This window comes from Streptomyces sp. NPDC016845 (assembly GCF_044332585.1).
Taxonomy (GTDB): Bacteria; Actinomycetota; Actinomycetes; order Streptomycetales; family Streptomycetaceae; genus Streptomyces.
Genome location: NZ_JBIRPI010000004.1, coordinates 139448 through 157983 on the forward strand (window position 1 = coordinate 139448; position 18536 = coordinate 157983).

General features: G+C 71.5%; 11 protein-coding genes. 4 read left to right on the plus strand and 7 right to left on the minus strand.

Going from position 1 to position 18536, the window contains the following annotated elements:
* The first annotated feature begins 99 nt into the window (after positions 1 to 99).
* The gene (locus ACH4RC_RS13780; protein WP_398199491.1) at positions 100 to 8427 is read left to right on the plus strand and encodes a type I polyketide synthase; all 8328 of its coding nucleotides are present in this window, start codon (positions 100 to 102) and stop codon (positions 8425 to 8427) included.
* 55 nt (positions 8428 to 8482) lie between these two features.
* Here ACH4RC_RS13780 and ACH4RC_RS13785 read toward each other — a convergent pair whose 3' ends face one another.
* On the minus strand, positions 8483 to 9274 hold the full coding sequence (locus tag ACH4RC_RS13785; protein WP_398199493.1) for a carbon-nitrogen hydrolase family protein: 792 nt from the start codon (positions 9272 to 9274) through the stop codon (positions 8483 to 8485).
* Positions 9275 to 9339: 65 nt separating this feature from the next.
* Positions 9340 to 9948, minus strand: coding sequence for a TetR/AcrR family transcriptional regulator (locus tag ACH4RC_RS13790; protein ID WP_398199496.1), 609 nt, complete (start codon positions 9946 to 9948; stop codon positions 9340 to 9342).
* Positions 9949 to 10034: 86 nt separating this feature from the next.
* Between ACH4RC_RS13790 and ACH4RC_RS13795 the strand changes: the two genes are divergently transcribed.
* The gene (locus ACH4RC_RS13795; protein ID WP_398199499.1) at positions 10035 to 10772 is read left to right on the plus strand and encodes an SDR family NAD(P)-dependent oxidoreductase; all 738 of its coding nucleotides are present in this window, start codon (positions 10035 to 10037) and stop codon (positions 10770 to 10772) included.
* Positions 10773 to 10870: 98 nt separating this feature from the next.
* Here ACH4RC_RS13795 and ACH4RC_RS13800 read toward each other — a convergent pair whose 3' ends face one another.
* Positions 10871 to 11173: a hypothetical protein gene (locus ACH4RC_RS13800; protein ID WP_398199502.1), complete on the minus strand. Its 303-nt coding sequence runs from the start codon at positions 11171 to 11173 to the stop codon at positions 10871 to 10873.
* Between the two features lie 126 nt (positions 11174 to 11299).
* On the opposite strand from ACH4RC_RS13800, the gene ACH4RC_RS13805 reads away from it, so the two are divergent.
* Together ACH4RC_RS13805 and ACH4RC_RS13810 are read left to right on the plus strand one after the other, a co-directional pair.
* On the plus strand, positions 11300 to 12733 hold the full coding sequence (locus ACH4RC_RS13805; protein WP_398199504.1) for an MFS transporter: 1434 nt from the start codon (positions 11300 to 11302) through the stop codon (positions 12731 to 12733).
* Positions 12730 to 13683, plus strand: a complete 954-nt coding sequence (locus ACH4RC_RS13810; RefSeq protein WP_398199507.1) for an RNA polymerase subunit sigma-70 — start codon at positions 12730 to 12732, stop codon at positions 13681 to 13683. The genes ACH4RC_RS13805 and ACH4RC_RS13810 overlap by 4 nt, the downstream gene beginning before the upstream one ends.
* Positions 13684 to 13696: 13 nt before the next feature.
* On the opposite strand, the gene ACH4RC_RS13815 is transcribed toward ACH4RC_RS13810, so the two are convergent.
* The 4 genes from ACH4RC_RS13815 to ACH4RC_RS13830 are packed head-to-tail and all read right to left on the minus strand — an operon-like array spanning position 13697 to position 18530.
* On the minus strand, positions 13697 to 15490 hold the full coding sequence (locus tag ACH4RC_RS13815; protein WP_398199509.1) for a CocE/NonD family hydrolase: 1794 nt from the start codon (positions 15488 to 15490) through the stop codon (positions 13697 to 13699).
* 17 nt (positions 15491 to 15507) lie between these two features.
* Positions 15508 to 16446 (minus strand): MBL fold metallo-hydrolase, encoded by a 939-nt coding sequence (locus ACH4RC_RS13820; RefSeq protein ID WP_398199512.1) that lies wholly within the window; start codon positions 16444 to 16446, stop codon positions 15508 to 15510.
* Between the two features lie 39 nt (positions 16447 to 16485).
* Positions 16486 to 17409, minus strand: coding sequence for an alpha/beta hydrolase (locus ACH4RC_RS13825; RefSeq protein ID WP_398199513.1), 924 nt, complete (start codon positions 17407 to 17409; stop codon positions 16486 to 16488).
* A gap of 5 nt (positions 17410 to 17414) precedes the next feature.
* Positions 17415 to 18530 carry an FAD-dependent oxidoreductase gene (locus ACH4RC_RS13830; RefSeq protein WP_398199515.1) on the minus strand — a complete coding sequence of 372 codons (1116 nt, stop codon included), beginning with the start codon at positions 18528 to 18530 and terminating at the stop codon, positions 17415 to 17417.
* Between the last annotated feature and the right edge of the window lie 6 nt (positions 18531 to 18536).

The following is an 18536-nucleotide window of genomic DNA, read 5'->3' on the forward strand; positions in this document are numbered from 1 at the left end:
TTTGCCGTCTTGAGACGGGGGCGTCGGCTACGGACCGGTGAGTGAGTTCGTACAGCCGACCTCAGGCGCAAAAGGGGAGTTCAGCGAGTGAGTACAGGTATGAGCACCATCCGGCCGCTTCCGGAGCTGCTGCGTGAGCACGCCGGGCGTCTCGGGGAGAAGGTCGCTTTCCAGGACCGCCGTACCCGGCTCACCTACCGGGACCTGGCGCGGCGGACCGAGCGGCTGGCCGGCCACCTTGCCGCGCTGGGCCTGGCGAGGGGCGACCGGGTGGGCATCCTGCTCGGCAACCGCGTCGAAGCCGTCGAGAGCCTGCTCGCCGTCGCCCGGGCCGCCGGTGTCGGCGTACCGCTCGACGCGGAGAGCCCCGGGGCCGAGGTCGCACTCCTCCTTGAACACTGCGGTGCGCGGGTGCTCATCACCGATGAGGCACGGCTGACGGAATGCCAGGACTTACTCTCCCGGCCCGGCTTGATCGTGGTGGTGGTGGCTGAAGGCAATGCGGAGGCCAAGCCCGCCTCGTCTTCCCCTGCGGACCAGGACGCGCCGATCGACCGGGCCAAGGCGGTGGGCGCCGCCCTGCGGTACGAGGAACTTGCGGATACGCAACCCGGTGAGCCGGCCAGGGACGACCTCGGCCTTGACGAGGTCGCGTGGCTGCTCTACACCTCCGGGTCCTCCGGCGCCCCCAAGGGTGTCCTGTCCACCCAGCGCAGCCGCCTCGCGCCGGTCGCGACAGGCCTCATAGGCGTCCTCGGCCTTTCGGAACGGGACCGGCTGCTGTGGCCACTCCCCCTCCATCACGCCATGAGCCAGGTCGTGTGTGTGCTCGGGACGACGGTGGCCGGGGCGAGCGCCGTGCTCCACCCCCGGTTCTCGGTGACGGAGGTACTGGGCGAACTGCGCCGTACCGACGTCCCCCACACCCTCCTCGGCGGAGTACCGACCACGTACTCGGCGCTGCTCGACACCGTCCGAGGCGAGCAGGACGCCGGACGCACCGACGGGCTCGGCACCCGTGCGCTGCGGGGTTGCATCAGCGGAGGCGCCTCGGCGGGGCCGGAGTTCCGCCGGTCCTTCGAGACCGTGTGCCGCACCCCCTACCTGGAGCACTACGGCAGTACCGAGGCCGGGCCGGTGACCATGGCGGGCCCGCAAGACACGAGCGCGACCGGGTCGTGCGGCCGGGCGCTGCCCGGCACACGGGTCCGGGTGCGGGGCGGGGCCGGCGGACAGGACACCGGCGAGGGCGAACTGTGGGTGAGCGGCCCGGGGATCATGGCCGGCTACCACGGCGCGCCGGAGGCCACCGCCGAGGTGCTCCGCGACGGTTGGTTCCGCACCGGCGACCTGGCCCGGATCGAGCCTTCCGGCGACATCGTCATCACCGGCCGGGCCGGCGACCTGATCGTCCGGGGCGGCGCGAACGTGCACCCCTCGGAGGTGGAGGCGGTGCTGCGGCGCGTACCCGGTGTGGCGGACGCCGCGGTGGCCGGGCGCCCTCATCCCCTCTTCGGCGAGGTACCGGTCGCCTATCTGGTGGCCGTACCGGGCGGTCCGGGACTGGACAGGACAGCGATTCTGGCCGCCTGCCGCAAGGAACTGTCCGGCTTCAAAGTCCCCGCCGACCTGTACGAGGTGGACCGCGTTCCCCGTACCGCCTCCGGGAAGGTCCGCCGGCACGCTCTCGCCGACCGGCCCGGCCGGGCGCTGGGCACGGCCGGGGCCCAACCGACGGAGACCTGGTCGGAGTTGGTGCGGACGGAGGCGGCGGCCCTGCTCGGCCTCAGGGCCGAGGCGGTGGAACCGACGACGGCGCTGCGGGATCTGGGCATGGACTCGCTGGCGGCGACCGCACTGCGGGAACGGTTGTCGGCGGCGACCGGGCTCCCGCTCTCCGAGGCCGTCGCCTTCGACTTCCCCACGGCCGCCGCACTCGCCGCCCATCTCCGGTCGCTGCGCGCCGTCCACCCGTCCGCCACCGTGGACGTGGGCCACGGTTCGGCCCGTTCGGACGAGGACCAGGTTGTGATCGTCGGAATGGCGTGCCGCTACCCCGGAGGAGTGACCTCCCCCGACGCGTTGTGGCGGCTGGTGGCGCAGGGGAAGGACGCCATCGGGCCGTTCCCCACCGACCGGGGCTGGCAGACGGACGCGCTGTACGACCCGGACCCCGCGCGGCCCGGCCGGACGTACGTGCGTGAGGGCGGCTTCCTCTCCGGTGTGGACCGTTTCGACCCGGGCTTCTTCGGCATCTCACCCCGCGAGGCCTCGGCCATGGACCCGCAGCACCGGCTGCTGCTCGAAGTGGCGTGGGAAGCCTTCGAGCACGCCGGTGTCGTCCCCCGCTCCCTGCGCGGCTCGGCGACCGGGGTGTACGTCGGGTTGATGTACAGCGACTACGCCGGCCGCCTGGTGGAGGTGCCCGAACAGGTCGAGGGGTACATCGGCATCGGCAACGCGGGCAGCGTCGCCTCGGGCCGTATCGCCTACACCTTCGGTCTTGAGGGACCGGCGATGACGGTGGACACGGCGTGCTCGTCGTCCTTGGTGGCCCTGCATCTGGCCGCCCAGGCGCTGCGTCGTGGCGAGTGCTCCTTCGCGCTGGCCGGCGGAGCCACCGTGATGTCCGGACCGTCGTCGTTCGTGGAGTTCAGTCGGCAGCGGGCCCTGTCCCCGGACGGCCGCTGCAAGGCGTTCGGCGCGTCGGCCGACGGCACGGGCTGGGCCGAAGGCGCCGGGATGCTGTTGCTCAGCCGGCTGTCCGACGCCCGCGAAGCCGGGCTCCCCGTGCTGGCCGTGGTGCGCGGTTCGGCGGTCAACCAGGACGGCGCGAGCAACGGACTCACGGCACCGCACGGTCCCGCCCAGCAGCGGGTGATCCGGCAAGCGCTGGCGGACGCCGGGCTGGCGCCCGGGGACATCGACGCGGTGGAGGCGCACGGCACCGGCACCCGGCTCGGCGATGTCATCGAGGCCGAGGCGTTCCTGGCCACGTACGGGCGCGAGGAGCGGGAGCGCCCCCTCTGGCTGGGGTCGGTGAAGTCGAACATCGGTCATAGCCAGGCCGCCGCCGGGACAGCGGGTGTGATCAAGACGGTGCAGGCGATGGCACACGGCGTACTGCCGCGTACCCTGCACGCCGATGAGCCGACCGGCCGGGTCGACTGGTCCTCGGGGCGGCTGGCGCTGCTGAACCGGGCAGTGGAGTGGCCGCGTACGGACCGCCCGCGCCGGGCCGGAGTGTCCTCCTTCGGGATCAGCGGCACCAACGCCCATGTGGTGCTCGAGGAGCCCCCTGCGTGCCAGGACGTCCCCTCGCCGCTCCCCGGGACGGACAGCGGGACCGGGAGACCTCTCACCGATGACGGCACGGTCACGTCGCCCGTCGCGGTCACGTCGCCCGTCGCGGTGACCTCGCCCGTCGCCGTTCCCGTGTCGTCGAGAAACATGTCAGGGCTGCGGGAGCAGGCACGGCGACTGTACGAACAGGTGGCCGCCGACCCGCACACAACCGCGGCGGACATCGGGTACTCGCTCGCCACCACCCGCACCTCCTTCGAGCACAGAGCCGTGGTGGTGGCCCGGGACCGTACGGAACTGCTGAGCTCCCTGCGCTCGCTGGCAGTGGACGGAAACGGGCCCGGGGTGCACAGAGGCACGTCGCGGCACGCGGGGCCCCTGGCCATCCTCTTCACCGGTCAGGGCAGCCAACGCGCCGGTACCGGGCGTGAGTTGTACGAGTCCCGCGACCTGTATCCGGCCTTCGCCGAATCGCTCGACGAGACCTGCTCCTTGCTCGATCCTCTGCTGCCCGTGCCTTTGCGGGACGTCGTACTGGCCCGCCCCGGCACCGAGGCGGCCGCGCTCCTGGACACGACCGGGTTCGCGCAGCCGGCCCTTTTCGCCTTGGAGACGGCGCTGTTCCGGCTGTTCGAGTCCTGGGGGGTGCGCCCGGATCTGGTGGCCGGGCACTCGCTGGGTGAGGTGACCGCGGCGCATGTTGCCGGGGTCCTGTCCCTTGCGGATGCCTGCACCCTGGTGGCGGCCCGGAGCCGGCTGATGCAGGCTCTGCCCGCGGGTGGGGCGATGGCCGCCGTGGCCGCCGGCGAACAAGAGGTGACCGACCACCTCGCCGGGACGGGTCTGGCGGCGGAGGTCGCCGCCGTCAACGGGCCGGCGTCCGTGGTCGTCTCCGGCGACGAGGCCGCGGTGCGGGGGACCGTCGCGGACTTCCGCGAGCTAGGCCGCTCCGCGACACCTCTTCGCGTGAGTCATGCCTTCCACTCCGTGCGCATGGAACCCATGCTCGCCGATTTCGCGAAAGTGCTGCGCGACCTGTCCTTCGACGCACCGCGCATCCTCCTGGTCACCGCCCTGGCAGGGCGGGCGGCCACCGAGGAGGAGCTGCGTTCACCCCGGTTCTGGGTCGACCATGTACGCCGCCCGGTCCGCTTCGCCGACTCGCTGGCGTACCTGCGGGACCGGGGCGCCGCGCACTACCTCGAACTCGGTCCGGACGGCGTACTGACCGGCCTGGCCCAAGGCTTGCTCGGCACACCCGGGCGGGCGCCGGGCACGGACGACGAGCCGCCCACGGCGCCGCTGATCCTGCCGGCACTCCGTGCGGCAAGGCCGGAGGGGGACGCGCTGACCGACACCCTGGCCGCCCTGCACGCTCACGGTGTGCCCCTGGACTGGCAGGCCGTCTTCGCGGGGCGCGGCGCCCGGCGCGTCGCCCTGCCCACGTACGCCTTCGAGCGCCGCCGCTACTGGCTCGACGCCTCTCCTCGCGACCGCTCCACTCCCCCGTCGGGCACGTCGGCCCATCCTTTCCTGTCACACCGCACCCCGACCGCCGACGACGGCGGTCTCCTGCTGACCGGAGAGCTCTCCGTGCAGGACCGGCCCTGGCTGGCCGATCACAAGGTCGCAGGAGAGGTGCTGCTGCCGGCGAGCGCCTTCGTCGAGATGGCCCTGTACGCCGGTGAGGCGGTGGACACGCCGGTCCTGGACGAACTCGTCCTGGCCGCGCCGTTGTCGCTGCCCGCGCACGGCAGGATCGAAGTGCAGGTGAAGGTGGAGGCGCCGGACGACGCGGGGCGACGGAGCATCGGCTTCCACGCCCGGCCTCACACGCCGTCCGGTGATCAGCCATGGCGGCGGCACGCCTCCGGCACACTCGCGCCGCCGATGACGGACACTGACGCACCGGCCGCGGGGACAGGCGCCGGGCCGTGGCCCCCGCCGGGCGCGGTGCCCCTGCCCGTCGGCAGTCCGGACGACGACCTGCGCGGACCGCTGGCCGCAAGCGGACTCTACGGGCAGTTGGCCGCGAGCGGACTGGATTACGGCCCCGCGTTCCAGGGGCTGCGCGCCGCCTGGCGGCTCGGGGAGGAGCTGTACACCGAGGTCGCGCTGCCCGAGGCGGCCGGGACCACGGACGCGGCAGCGGGCGGCCCGGCGTTTGTCCTGCATCCTTCGCTGCTGGACGCCGCGTTGCACGCCCTGCCGCTCGCCGGGCCCGCCGCGGGCGGTTCCGGGCCGGGCAGCGGCGGTCGGACAGCCCTGCCGTTCGCGTTCGGCGGGGTGCGCCTGCACGCCTCCGGTGCCCGGCGGTTGCGGGTGCGGCTCGCTCCCGCACCGAACGGACGGGCCGAGGTGGAGCTGGCGGACGAGGAAGGAACCCCGGTGGCCACGGTGCGTTCGCTGACCCTGCGGCCGCTCCCGCCTGCCGGACCCGGTACGGCACCACCGGACACAGCGGGCCTGCATCGGATCGACTGGGCGCCACTGCCCGAGCGTTTCGTCCTTCCCGCGGTGCCCATGCCTTCGTACGGTGTACTGGGCGCCGTCGGCACACCGCTGGCGGATGAACTCGCACCTGCGGGGTCCGGCGTACCCGTGTACCCCGATCCGGCGTCCGCGGGGCACGGTTCGCCTGCCGTGGTCGTCGCTCGGTGTCCGTCCCCGACGGGTACCACCGGGGATGCGGGGAGCCCGGCGGCGCAGATCTTGTCGGCGGCGGAACCGACCCTGCGACTCATCCAGGAGTGGCTCGCGGAACCGGGCCTGGCCGACCGCCGACTCGTCCTCGTCACCTCCGGAGTCGTCGGCCCGGACAGCGGTGGGCCCGCCGGTGAAAGCGACGACACCGGGCGCCGTGTGATGGCGGACGCGGCAGCATGGGGGCTGGTCCGCTCGGCACTGCGCGAGAATCCGGGCCGCTTCGCCCTGATCGACACGGACGATCACCCCGGCTCCTGGCGGAGCCTGCCTGGACTGCTCGCCGCTCCCGCGCCGGAGATCGCCGTGCGGCAGGGGACGGCATACGTACCGGAACGTGTGCGGCTGACCGAGCCCGGCGGGCAACCGCCTGCCCGGCGGCGTCTCGTTCCGGACGGTACTGTGCTGATCACAGGCGGCACCGGCTCACTGGGCACGCTCGTCGCACGCCACCTCGTCACCGTCCACGGCGTCCGGCATCTGCTGCTGGTGTCCCGCCGCGGCCCGGACGCGCCAGGCGTGGCCGAACTCGTCGCCGAGCTGAGCGCGTCCGGCGCCGAGGTGACCGTACGGGCATGCGACATCGCGGACCGGACCGAACTCTCCGCCCTGCTCGACTCCGTACCGGCAGCCCATCCACTGACCGGCGTCGTCCATACCGCGGCCGTGCTGGACGACGGCATCGTCCCGGCGCTCACCACCGCCCGGCTGGAAAGAGTGCTGCGCCCCAAGGCGGACGCGGCTCTCCTCCTGCACGCGTTGACGAGGGAGCACCGTCTCGCGATGTTCGCGCTCTACTCGTCGGTCGCGGGTGTCTACGGCGCCGCGGGTCAGGCCAACTACGCGGCGGCCAACCTCGTGCTGGACACGCTCGCGCGCCACCGTCAACAGCTCGGTCTGCCCGCCACATCGATCCTCTGGGGTCCCTGGCGGCAGAGCGACGGCATGACAGCACACCTCACCGACGTGGACCTTCGACGCATGGCCGATTCCGGGTTCGCTCCGCTCGGCGTGGAGGAGGGCTTGCGTCTCTTCGACGCCGCCGTGGCCGGTGACGACCCGGTGGTGATCGCGGCCCGCCTCGACCCCACCGTCCTCGACGGTGGCCCCTCGCAGGCGAGCCCTCGCTCGACGCCCGCCGCGGGCCCGGGCCACGGGGGCACAGCACCGGTGGCGCAGCGGCTGGCGTCGGCCGACCCGCACCGACGGGCGGCCTTGCTGCTCGCCGAAGTACGGTCCAAGGCGGCCTCGGTCCTTGGCCACCCTGAGGGAGCGAGCGCGATCGAAGAGGGCGACGTACTGGCGGACCTGGGGCTCGACTCACTGGCCGCGGTGGAACTGCGCAACCTGCTGTCGACGTCGACGGGGCTGAGCCTGCCGGCCACGCTGCTGTTCGACTTCCCGACACCGCGTGCGGTCGCCGCCGAACTGGCCGACCGCTACGCCCGGCAAGCGGCTCCCACCGGCTCCCCCGGTCCTGGAGAGCGGACGGCCGCCACCGGCACCCCGCCGGAAGACGGTGGCGCGGGCCACCCGTCGGCGGCCGGTACGGCCGACGCCCCGAAGCGGGCGGAGGGCGTACGGCACATCGCACCCGTCCCGGACTCCCTGAGCGCGATGTTCCGCACCGCCTGCGACCAGGGCCGGCTTTGGGACAGCATGGTCCTGCTCACCGTCGCCGCCCGCCTGCGACCGGTGTTCGACAGCGCCCACACGGCCGGTACGACACTCGCGCCCGTGGCGCTGGAACCCGGCGGCGAGGGCGCCCCGTTGATCTGCTTCCCCGCCCTCAGCGCACTCTCCGGTCCTCAGGAGTACGCGCGTTTCGGCATCGGTCTGCGGGGCCTGCGGCCGGTCTCGGCGATGCGGTACGCGGGGTTCTCGCCAGGAGAGGCGCTGCCGGCCGACCTGCGCGCGTTCGTCACCGCGCAGGCCACCGCTGTCCGTGCGGCCGCGGGCCGGCAGCCCCCGGTACTCGTGGGCCGCTCGGCCGGCGGCTGGGTGGCTCAGGCTGTGGCCGAGCGACTGGCGGACGACGGCTTCGCCCCGGCCGCTGTCATCCTGGTGGACACCTATCCCCATGGTGCAGACAGCCGGGAGCGATCGGTCTCCGCGATGACGTCCGACATGCTGCACCGGGTGGCGAAGTTCGACGCGGCCGATCCGGAGCGGCTCACGGCCATGGCCGCACACTTCGAGCTGTTCACAGACTGGAAGCCCTCGAAGCCCGCCGCCCCGACCCTCTTCGTACGGGCCGGAGATCCCCTGCCCGGCACCGAGCCCGCCGCGGCCTGGGGTCTGCCCCACACCGAAATCACCGTGCCCGGGGATCACTACACGGTATTGGAGGAACACGCCCGGACCACCGCGCTCGCCGTACACCGCTGGCTGGCCGCGACGGACAGCGCTTCCGGCACGTAGAAGTCGCGCAGGAGACGAACGATGCCCCTGCTCCCGCCCGGACCTGCCCGACAGCTCAAGGACAGGTCCTCAGACGTCGCGCGAGCAGTGGCGTGGCTTCGGCGGGATCGATGTCGCAGACCAACAGCCCGGGCTTTCCATAGGGCTGATGGTCGAGCAGTGTGCCGTCCGGCCGCACTACGGCCGAGGTCGTGGGCGATCCCGGGCTCGCGCAGTTGACGGCGGCGATGTAGCAGTTGTTCTCGGCGGCGCGACACAGAAATGCCTTCTCGTGAAAGGAGTTCCTAGGGTCGGCGAATTCAGTCGGCTCGAACGCGCCGGGCTCCGCTTCGCTGTAGTGCGGGTGGAACACCAGCTGGGCGCCGTTGCGGACGGCCCAGCGCACCGTCTCCGGGTAGCGGAAGCCCTCGTGGCAGATCACGATGCCGAAGCGGACGCCGTCGGCTTCGAATATGCGGCGGTCGCCGCCCGCCTCGTACGCGGGATCTTCTGCTGGGTCGAGCTGCACTTTGTCCTGATAACCCGCTCGGGTGCCATCGGGTCGAAGTACGAGCGCGGTCAGACGTGGTCGGTCGGACACGTACCGCTCCGTACCGAGCACCACGTGGATGTGGCTCTCCCGCGCGGCCTGGGCGATGCGCTCGTGCGCGGCTTCCAGGAAGGCGGCGTTCACGGCCTCACGTGAGCGCGTCGGCCATGGATAGCCCGGCACATACGCTTCCGGGAAGCACACGATATGGGCGTCGGCGGCGGCAGCGGCTCTGACCGCGCGCTCGGCTCGAACCACGGAATCTTCCGGGTTCTCGGGAATCTCGAGGTTGGCGAGCGCGATGCGAAGTCGTGTCATGCGGCTCATTGTGCTGCACAACTCAAACGGCCGGAGGTGGGGGGGAGTTCACGTGCCGTGCGACATCACCGTCGACCGCCATCGGGCGCGGGCAGGACCGCCAGTGCCGTGTCCGCGACGTTCCGCAGCATCTCGGGGTCCAGGCCCGCCTTGCCCACCGCCTCGATCCCGCGGACCACCGTCAGCAGCAGTGCCGCCAGCCGCTCCGGATCCGCCGCGCTGTCGATGTCGCCGTGGCGCTGGGCGGCGCTGATCTCCGTCCGCACCAGGGTCAGCAGCGTCGTCATGGTCTCGGCCGACCGCCCGGCGACCGTCGGATCATGCTGGGCGAGTTCCGCCGCGCCCTTGGCCAGCAGACACCCGCGGCGCTCGGTGTCCAAGGCGGCGTTCTCCGCCATGAGGTGCACGTAGCGCGCCAGCCGGGCCAGGGCCTCGGCGTCCGGGCCGCCTGCCAGTTGGTCCTCGGCCACCTCCACGACCGCTGTGCACCAGTCACCGAAAACACGGTGGAACAGCTTGCTCTTGTCGCCGAAAGCTCCGTACAGGCTGCCCTTGCCCAGGCCGGTCGCCCGAGCGATGTCGTCCATCCGGGTTCCCGCGTAGCCGGTCGCCCAGAACTGCTCCCGGGCCCGCTCCAGTACCTGGCGTTCGTCGAATGCGCGTGGTCTCGGCATGGTCTCAGCCTATCCGTTCTTGACTCGATCGTCCATTACTGCCTAGGTTATGGACGATCCATTCCACAACAGTTGAGGGGTCCCCCATGCCAGGCGTACTGCAGGAGAAGGTGGCCGTCATCACCGGAGGAAGCAGCGGGATCGGGCTGGCCATCGCCCACCGCTTCGTCCGGGAGGGAGCACGGGTCTTCGTGACCGGCCGGGACACCGACCGCCTCGAAGCGGCGGTCGAGGAGCTGGGCCCCGCGGCCACCGGCGTACGATCCGACGTCTCGGTCCTGGCCGACCTCGACGCGCTCTACGCGCGCGTCGGCGAGGAGGCCGGACGCATCGACGTACTGGTGGCCAACGCCGGAATCGTCGCGGACGCCGCGCTCGGCGCCCACACCGAGGCCGACGTCGACCTGACGCTCGCCGTCAACGTCAAGGGCCCCCTGTTCACGGTCCAGAAGGCGCTTCCGCTGCTCGCGGAGAACGCCTCCGTCCTGGTCATCGGATCGAGCAACAGCGTGCGCCCCAATGAGCAACTCGAGGTCTACAGCGCCTCCAAGGCGGCGCTGAGCAACCTCGTGCACAACTGGGCCAGGCAGTCGCGGGAGCGCCGGTTCCGGGTCAACGTCCTCAGCCCGGGACCCACGCGCACCCCCGGGCTGCTGGGCGCCGCGGGGCCGGACGCCGACCGGTTCGCCGAGGCAGTAGTGCCACTGGGACGGCTGGCCGACGCCGACGAGATCGCCGCAGCCGCCCTCTTCCTGGCCTCGGACGCCTCGTCGTTCGTCACCGGCGCCGAACTCTTCGCCGACGGCGGCTACACCCGGGCCTGAACGACACTCGGCGGGTGCGCCTTGGTGCCCGCATCGGCTCTGGCGGCCCCGCCGTTGAGGCGCCTGCCGGGGTGAGACCCTGGCAGGCGCCATTTCCCTCAGCTCGCTTCGGACACCGTCGTCGAGGAGTACGAGCCGACCAACGTGGCGCCCTCGCGCGTAGGTGGCGCGGTCAGGCGGTCGGCGACCGCGCGCTGGAACTCCTGGAAGGCAGGCAGCTCCGGCAGGCCCTCGCCGTCGACGACGTGCACGAACGTGACTCCGTCCGCCAGCCGGAAAGTGCTGTACCGCAGCCCCGGCGGTGCCGTGGCCGCCAGTTCGGCGAACACGTTCTTGATCAGACGCTGGTTCTCCTCTGCCGCTTCGGGCTTGGTCCGGTAGCGGATGACTGCCGTACTCATGAGGCTCCCTCGATCGGTGGCGCTGTCACAGGTACTGACAACGGGCGGCCCGCGATCTCATCGCCGCGATGACTTCGCCCCTCGCAGGTTGTCAGTACCGGTGACGACGAATCCTGGAGGGGCCTTGTGAACAGCACGGAACGGACGACGGCCGAGCAGCGCTGGGTGCTGGGCCTGACGGCGATCGGCTCGGTGATGGTGGCCCTCGACGCCCTGGTGGTGGCGTCGGCGCTGACCACCATGAGACACGACCTCGGCGCCTCGATCGAACAGCTGGAATGGACCGTGAACGCGTACAACCTCAGCTTCGCGGTCTTGATGCTGACCGCGGCGGCCTTCGGTGACAGGTGGGGGCGGCGCCGTACGTTCGCGGGCGGTCTCGCACTGTTCTGCGCGGCCTCGGTCGCCTGTGCGCTGGCCTCTTCGGTGTCGTGGCTGATCGCCGCACGCGCCGTGCAGGGCGTCGGCGCCGCCGCGGTGATGCCCCTGGCGCTGGGGCTGCTGGGCGCCGCGTTCCCGCCCGAACGCCGTGGCTGGGCGATCGGCGTCTTCAGCGGTCTGACCGGTCTTGCTGTGCTGAGCGGACCGCTGATCGGGGGCGCCGTGACAGAAGGGCTGGCCTGGCAGTGGATCTTCTGGATCAACGTGCCGGTGGGCGTTCTGGCCATTCCACTCGTGCTCCGCAGAATCCCTGAGAGCCGGGGTGCGGCTCGCCGGGTGGACCTGCTGGGTGCCGCACTGATCACCCTGGCCGTCCTCGGTCTCGTCTGGGGCGTGGTCCGCAGCGCGGTGGCCGGCTGGGCAGGCGTCGAAGTGGTCGGCGCCTCGGCTGTCGGGGGTCTGCTGCTGCTCGCGTTCCTGGCCTGGGAACGAGGTGCTTCCCAGCCCATGATCCCGTTGTCCTACTTCCGGGTGAGGGCCTTCTCGGCGGGCAACGCGGCCGGGTTCTTCCTCACCGCGGCGCTCTTCGGCGCGGTGTTCTTCCTGGCCCAGTACATGCAGGAGGCGTTCGGCTCCGGACCGTTGAAAGCCGGTCTGCAGCTCCTGCCGTGGACCGCCACGCTCTTCCTGACGGCGCCGCTGGCCGGCCGCATGGTCGACAGGATCGGTGAGCGGCCGCTCGTCGTGAGCGGACTGGCTCTGCAGGCTGCCGGCATGTTCTGGATCAGCCAGGCCGCGGACGGCACGGTGCGGTACGCGGAACTGGTGCTTCCTCTGATCATGGCCGGTTGTGGCGTCTCCCTGGCTCTGCCCGCGACGCAGAGCGCCAGTGTCGGGGCCGTGCCGCGTGAGGCCGTCGGTATCGCCTCGGGCGTCTACAGCATGATGCGGCAACTCGGCGGAGTCGCCGGAGTCGCGGTCCTCGCCACGGTGTTCGCCGCCGCCGACGGGTACGGGTCCTCCGCTCGGGGATACAGCCGGTCCCTGGCCGTCTGCGGCGTCATGTCGCTGCTCGGAGCGGTGTGCGGGCTCGCGATCGACGCGCGGCGCAGGGGCGTTGCCGGCAACCGGACCAGGCAGACTGCCAGGCCGGCGGAGCAGGTCGGGGAGGGCCGATGAATCTGGAGGACGAGTTCGCGCAGTACCGCGGCGATCTGGTCGCGTACGGCTACCGCATGCTCGGCTCGGTGCACGACGCGGAGGACGCGGTGCAGGAGACGTACCTGCGTGCCTGGCGGGGGTTGGCGGAGTTCGAGCAGCGCTCGTCGGTCAGGACCTGGCTCTACCGGATCGCCACCCGGGTGTGCCTCAATGCCCTGAAGCACAGCAGCCGCCGTACGGTGCCGTCCGCGATCGGCGCGCCGGGCACCGATCCGGACTCCTTGGACGCACGAACCCCGGAGGCCACCTGGCTGGAGCCGTTCCCGAGCCTCATGCTCAGCGTCGACCCGGCTTCGCTGGTCGGCACTCGACAGAGTCTGCGCCTGGCGTTGGTCGCCGCGCTGCAGATCCTGCCGCCGCGGCAGCGCGCCGTTCTGATCCTCCGCGACGTCGTCGCGTTGCGGGCGTCCGAGGTGGCGGACCTGTTCGAGACGACGACCGCGGCGGTGAACAGCACGCTCCAGCGGGCACGTGCACAGATCGCCCGACTCGACCCGCGGGAGGAGCAGTTCCGCGAACCCGACGAGCCCCGGGGCCGCGCACTGCTCGACCGGTACGCCAGAGCCTTCGAGACGGCGGACATGGTCGCCCTGAAGAGCCTGCTGACGCAGGACACCCGCTGGGAGATGCCGCCGGTGCCCACCTGGTTCCACGGCCGCGAAGACGTGCTGCGCCTGCTCACGGCGAAGCTCCGGCCGGGAAGCGGACAGCGGATCATGGTGGAGACGATCGCGAACGGACAGCCGGCGTTCGCGGTCTACATCCGCGGGCGCGATGCGGCTTTCCACGCGCACCAGTTGCAGATCCCGACCCTGACGGAGGCAGGCATCTCGACCGTACTGGCATTCCACCGAGCCGACCTCTTTCCTCTCTTCGGCCTGCCCATCGACCGCCCCGCCCGGAACTGAGCCGATCCCGGCTTTACCTCGCCCGATCGAGCGATATGTCCGTTCTGTTGTCGGCACCGTGGCCGAGACCCCGGTCATCGTCCGCGACCGTGGTGAACGGCAGGACCAGGCGGGACGGGTGTGCGGCGTCCCGGTAGATCTTGTGCGTGACGGGGCGGCCCACCGGAAGGTGGAAGGCGTCGGGCGGCAGCAGCGCGTTGTGCTCGTCGGCGAGCGGTTCGTCGTTGGAGAGCTCCGCGACCAGCTTGTGGCCCGGCAGGAAGGTCGCCGCGAACGGGTAGACGCGCAGCACGTACTCCTCGATCCTCCCCGGCTCGACCGGCACCGCGCGGGTGTGCGGGTGGTGCGGGTCGCCGTCGGTGGTGCGTGCCTCGTCGAGTTCGCGGTGCGACGCCTTGAGGTAGGCGGTGGTGATGAGCTGCCGCGTGCCGCCCGGTGCCGCGTCCCACAGGCGCAGGATGAAGTTGGTGTCGGGCTGGTCGATCTCGGCGAAGAGGTGCGCCGCGCCCTGGCCGATCATCTCCGTGGGCTCGGTGAAGGGGGCGGTGCTCCAGCTGAGGATCTCCACCTTGTCGGTCACCGTCAGCGGTGCCTGGTAGAAGCCGTCGGGGGCCGCGTGCTCGGCGCCCATCGGCTCGGGCTCGTAGGAGAGTTGCCCACGCGGACGCAGGTACAGCGCGCGGTGCTCGACGTCCTTCGGGGGCCACCGCGTGCCGGTGACGGACTCGCGGGAGCCCTCGACGTGGACGGTGACCGCGGGCTCGTCCATGATCCCGTTGTCGATGCCCTTGAGCCAGTACTCGTACCAGCGGAACATCTTGTCGTGCTCTTCGACGAAGGGGCGCGACTGCATCGGCGGGTACGGGCCGATGTCGAGCTTCTTCGGGCCCTTCAGCGCCTTGTACAGCTCGATCGTGCCGTCCATCGTCCAGCCACGCCCCTGGTCGATCTGGAGCCAGACCGGGATGTCGATGTCCGGGGCGAGCGTGATCGGGTTGCGCTCCTCGTACCAGTCGCCGTCGACCTCGTTCAGCACGATGTCGAACCACGCCTCGTGGTTCTTCGGGTAGGTGAGTACGTGGACCAGGTTGGGCCAGGCGGCCACGTCCGGGTCCTTCAGGCGCTCGGCGACCCGCTTCCTGATCTCCTCGGGCGAGTACGTCTCCAGCATCCGGGACCTGACCCCGTCCGTGAACGCCCAGCCGGAGTCCCCGCCCCGGCCCTCGCGGGCGGCGCGCGGCATGAACCACATGACGCCGCCGTGGTAGGTGGTCTCGTAGAAGTCGTAGTGGCCGCCGCTGACGAAGACCGCCTTGAGGCTCGGCGGGCGTTCGGCCGCCGCCAGCACCTGCATCGTGCCGAAGTAGGAGATACCGATCATGCCGACGTTGCCGTCGCACCACGGCTGTGCCGCGACCCATTCGACGAAGTCGTAGGCGTCCTGGCCGAGCGGAACGCCGCCGGCGTTGTAGTTGCCGATGTGCTCGCCCTCGGAGGCGCCGGAGCCGCGCAGGTCGCCGATGACGTGGACGTAGCCCTCCTTGACGACGCGCGCGATGTCGCCCGCCTCGATGCAGCCGTCCCACATCGGGCTGGGGCGGCGCTGTGGTGGCGTGGTCAGGGCGAGTGCCTGGAGTTCCTTGCCGTAGGGGCTCAGGGCGACGAGTGCGGGCCGTGGTGTGCCGGACACGTCGCTGTAGGTGTCGGCCGCCAGCGTGACGCCGTCGCGCATCGGCACCCGGAGGTCCTTGCGGACGGAGATGCTCTGCTCGCCCGCCCGGATCGTGGTCGTGTGAAGGTCGGTCATGGTGTGGCACTCCTGTGTTACGCGTCCCTGCCGCGCGTGCGATAGCCGTGCATCGAGGTGAAGAACGGCGCCGGTTCGAGTGAGGGGTCGCCGGTGTAGCCGAGCTCCGTGGCGGCCTGGGCGAAGGGTGAGTACGGGGAATCCGTGCGGGTCGAGCCGGCCTCCAGGCAGCGGCAGGCGGCCTCGGCGACGCGGCCTTCGGCGTCGAGGCTCTGGTCGATGGCGTCCGCGGCCTGCGCCTCGTCGAGGTGGACGCCGTACGGAGTGCCGTCGTCTCGCCGGTAAGGGTGGCCGAGGTAGAGGTGGCACGGGCGGATCTCGTCGCGCAGACGCTTCAGGGCGGCGCGGTAGGCGGGCGGGTCGGTGTAGCCGGGGAAGCCGTTGGCGGCGCCGTGGGCCTGCACGGCGTCACCGACGAAGACCGCGCGCTGGCCGTCGAGGACGTAGGCGACCGATCCGGGGGTGTGGCCCGGGACGTGGTGCACCGAGACGGTGACACCGCCGCCGAGGGAGAGCGTCTCCCCGCCCTTGACGAGCAGCGTGGGTTCCATCTCCCCCGAGATGACGGCGTTCGCGGCCGCCTCCACCTTGGCCGCGCCGCCGGGGTCGCGCAGGTACTGACCGCGTCCGGCGCGGTATTCGTCGACGTGCGCCCGCCGGGAGCGGAGCATCGGCGCGTCGGCCTCGTGGATCACGACCTGCGCTCGTCGGCCGGTGAGTTCCCACAGGGCGTGCGCGCCGCCGACGTGGTCGATGTGACCGTGTGTCAGCAGGATCCAGCGCACGTCCTCGATGCGGCGCCCGATCGCCTCGAGGGCGGGGGCCATGCCCTCGGCGGGCGAGGTGGCGATACCGGTGTCGACGATCGCCGGTTCGGGGGCGTCGACGAAGAAGCTGTACAGACCGAACCGGCCCCAGGGCGAGACCAGGGGGTGGACGGGGGCATCAGGTGTCATGGTGATCTCTTCCTGACTCGCGCACGTTTGAAGGCCTGCTCAGCGCCGGCCGAGGAAGTCGCGGGTCTCGGTGAAGACCCGCTGGTACTCGGGGAGCCAGGAGAAATGCTGGACGAATCCGTGCCCGGCGCCCTCGTACCGGCTCACCGTCGTCGCCACTCCGGCCTCCCGCAGACGGTGGCCGTAGACTTCCCCCTCGTCGCGCATGGGGTCGTGGGCTGCGGTGACGATCAGGGCCGGTGGCAGTCCGCTCAGGTCCGTCCGCTTGACCGGGGAGACCAGCGGGTCCGCCGGGTCGGCGCCGCTGTCGAGGTAGAAGGCGTTGAACGGCTTGAGGCCGGCCGTCTCCAGGCCGTACCCGACCGCGTTCTCCCGCAGCGAGGCGTAGCGGTCCTCGTCGAAGTCCAGGTCGAGGGACGGGTAGTAGAGGATCTGGTGGGTGATCCGGTCGAAGCCGTCGTCGTGCGCCCGGGCCACGACGGCTGCGGCGAAGGTGCCGCCGGAGCTGTCGCCGGCGACAGCGAGGGTCGTGCCGTCCCACTTCAGCTTTCCGCCCTGCTCTGCGGCCCACCGGGTGACGGCGTAGCAGTCGTCGAGACCGGCGGGGAAGACGGCCTCGGGCGCCAGGCGGTAGCCGACGGAGACGACCTTGAGGCCGGTCTCCTTCGCCAGCGAGCGCGCGACGTGGTCGTGTGTCTCCAGGCTCCCGAGGAAGAACGCTCCCCCGTGGAAGTAGACGAGCAGGCCGTGGCTTTCCGCGTCGGTGGGTGTGTAGACGCGCACCGGTATGTCGCCGGTGGCGGTGTGCGCGGTCAGCTCCTCCACCGCGTGCAGCGGCAGGCGCTGCTCGACGGGGAGTACGTGTGCCTCCTCGTCGGCGCGCATCGCGACCGGGTCGAGCGGGCCCTCAAGCGGAGGCGGGAGAGTGGCGAGGAACTTCGCGATCTCGGGGTGCAGCGGCATCGTTCTTACTCCTTCGTGGCGGCGGCCGCGGGCTTCTGGCCGGGGAAGACCTCGTCGATCTCGTCCTCGGTCCAGCCCTGGCGCGAGATGGCCTGCAGCTTGTCGGTGACCGGTTTGCGGGTGGCCTGGTAGAGGGCGAGGCCCTCCTTCAGGGAGCCGGTCCGGGTCAGGGCGTCGGCGAGCGCGCCCGCGTCCTCGATGGCCGAGTTGGCGCCCTGGCCCTGGTGGTGCAGCATCGAGTGCGCGGCGTCGCCGACGAGGACGACGGAGTCCGAGTGCCAGGTGTCGACCGGGTCGATGTCGTAGACGGCGCGGATGTTCACGGTGTCCATGTCGAGGCCGCGTGTGATGGCCACCAGGCGCTCGTCGAAGCCCTCGACGGTGCGCAGTATGTCCTCCTTGGTGACCTGCGGTGTCCAGGTTCCGTCCGGGCAGAGGGCGGTGATGTCGAAGGACACCTGGTCGCGGTGGAGCAGCGGCAGCAGGTAGACCTTGGTGCCGCGGCCGATGTACATCCGCAGGTTGTCGTCGGTGACCATGCCGTGGGCGTCGTCGACGGAGATGACGGCGCGGTAGGCGTGCTCGCCGGAGAACACCGGTTCCTGGTCGCTGAACAGCTGCCGCCGCACGACGGACTTGATGCCGTCGGCGCCGATGACCAGGTCCGCCTCGGTGGTCGTGCCGTCCGCGAAGGTCAGGACGGAGCGGTCACCTCTGTCCTCGACGCTCTCCAGCCGGTGGCCGAGGCGCACCATGCCCTCGGGCAGCGCGCCGAGCAGAGCCTCGATGAAGTCGCCGCGGTGGATCAGGTGCGTACGGGTCTGGTCGCCGTCGGCCGGCCACGCCTCCTTCATGATCGGGGCGCCGGTGGGGGTGAGGATCTCGAAGTGCTCGCTGGGCGAGCTGACGCGGGCGATCGCGTCGAAGATCCCCCACTGGCGGAACCGGTTCATGGTGACGGGACGCAGGCCGATGCCGGCGCCGACCTCGCGGATACGGCTCGCCTGTTCGTGGACGGTGACGTCCGCGCCGAGCAGGCTGAGCGCCTTGGCCGCCGCCGCACCGCCGTATCCCGCTCCGACGATCGCGATCTTCAGGTCTTCGAGGTCCGAGGACTGCATGGAGGT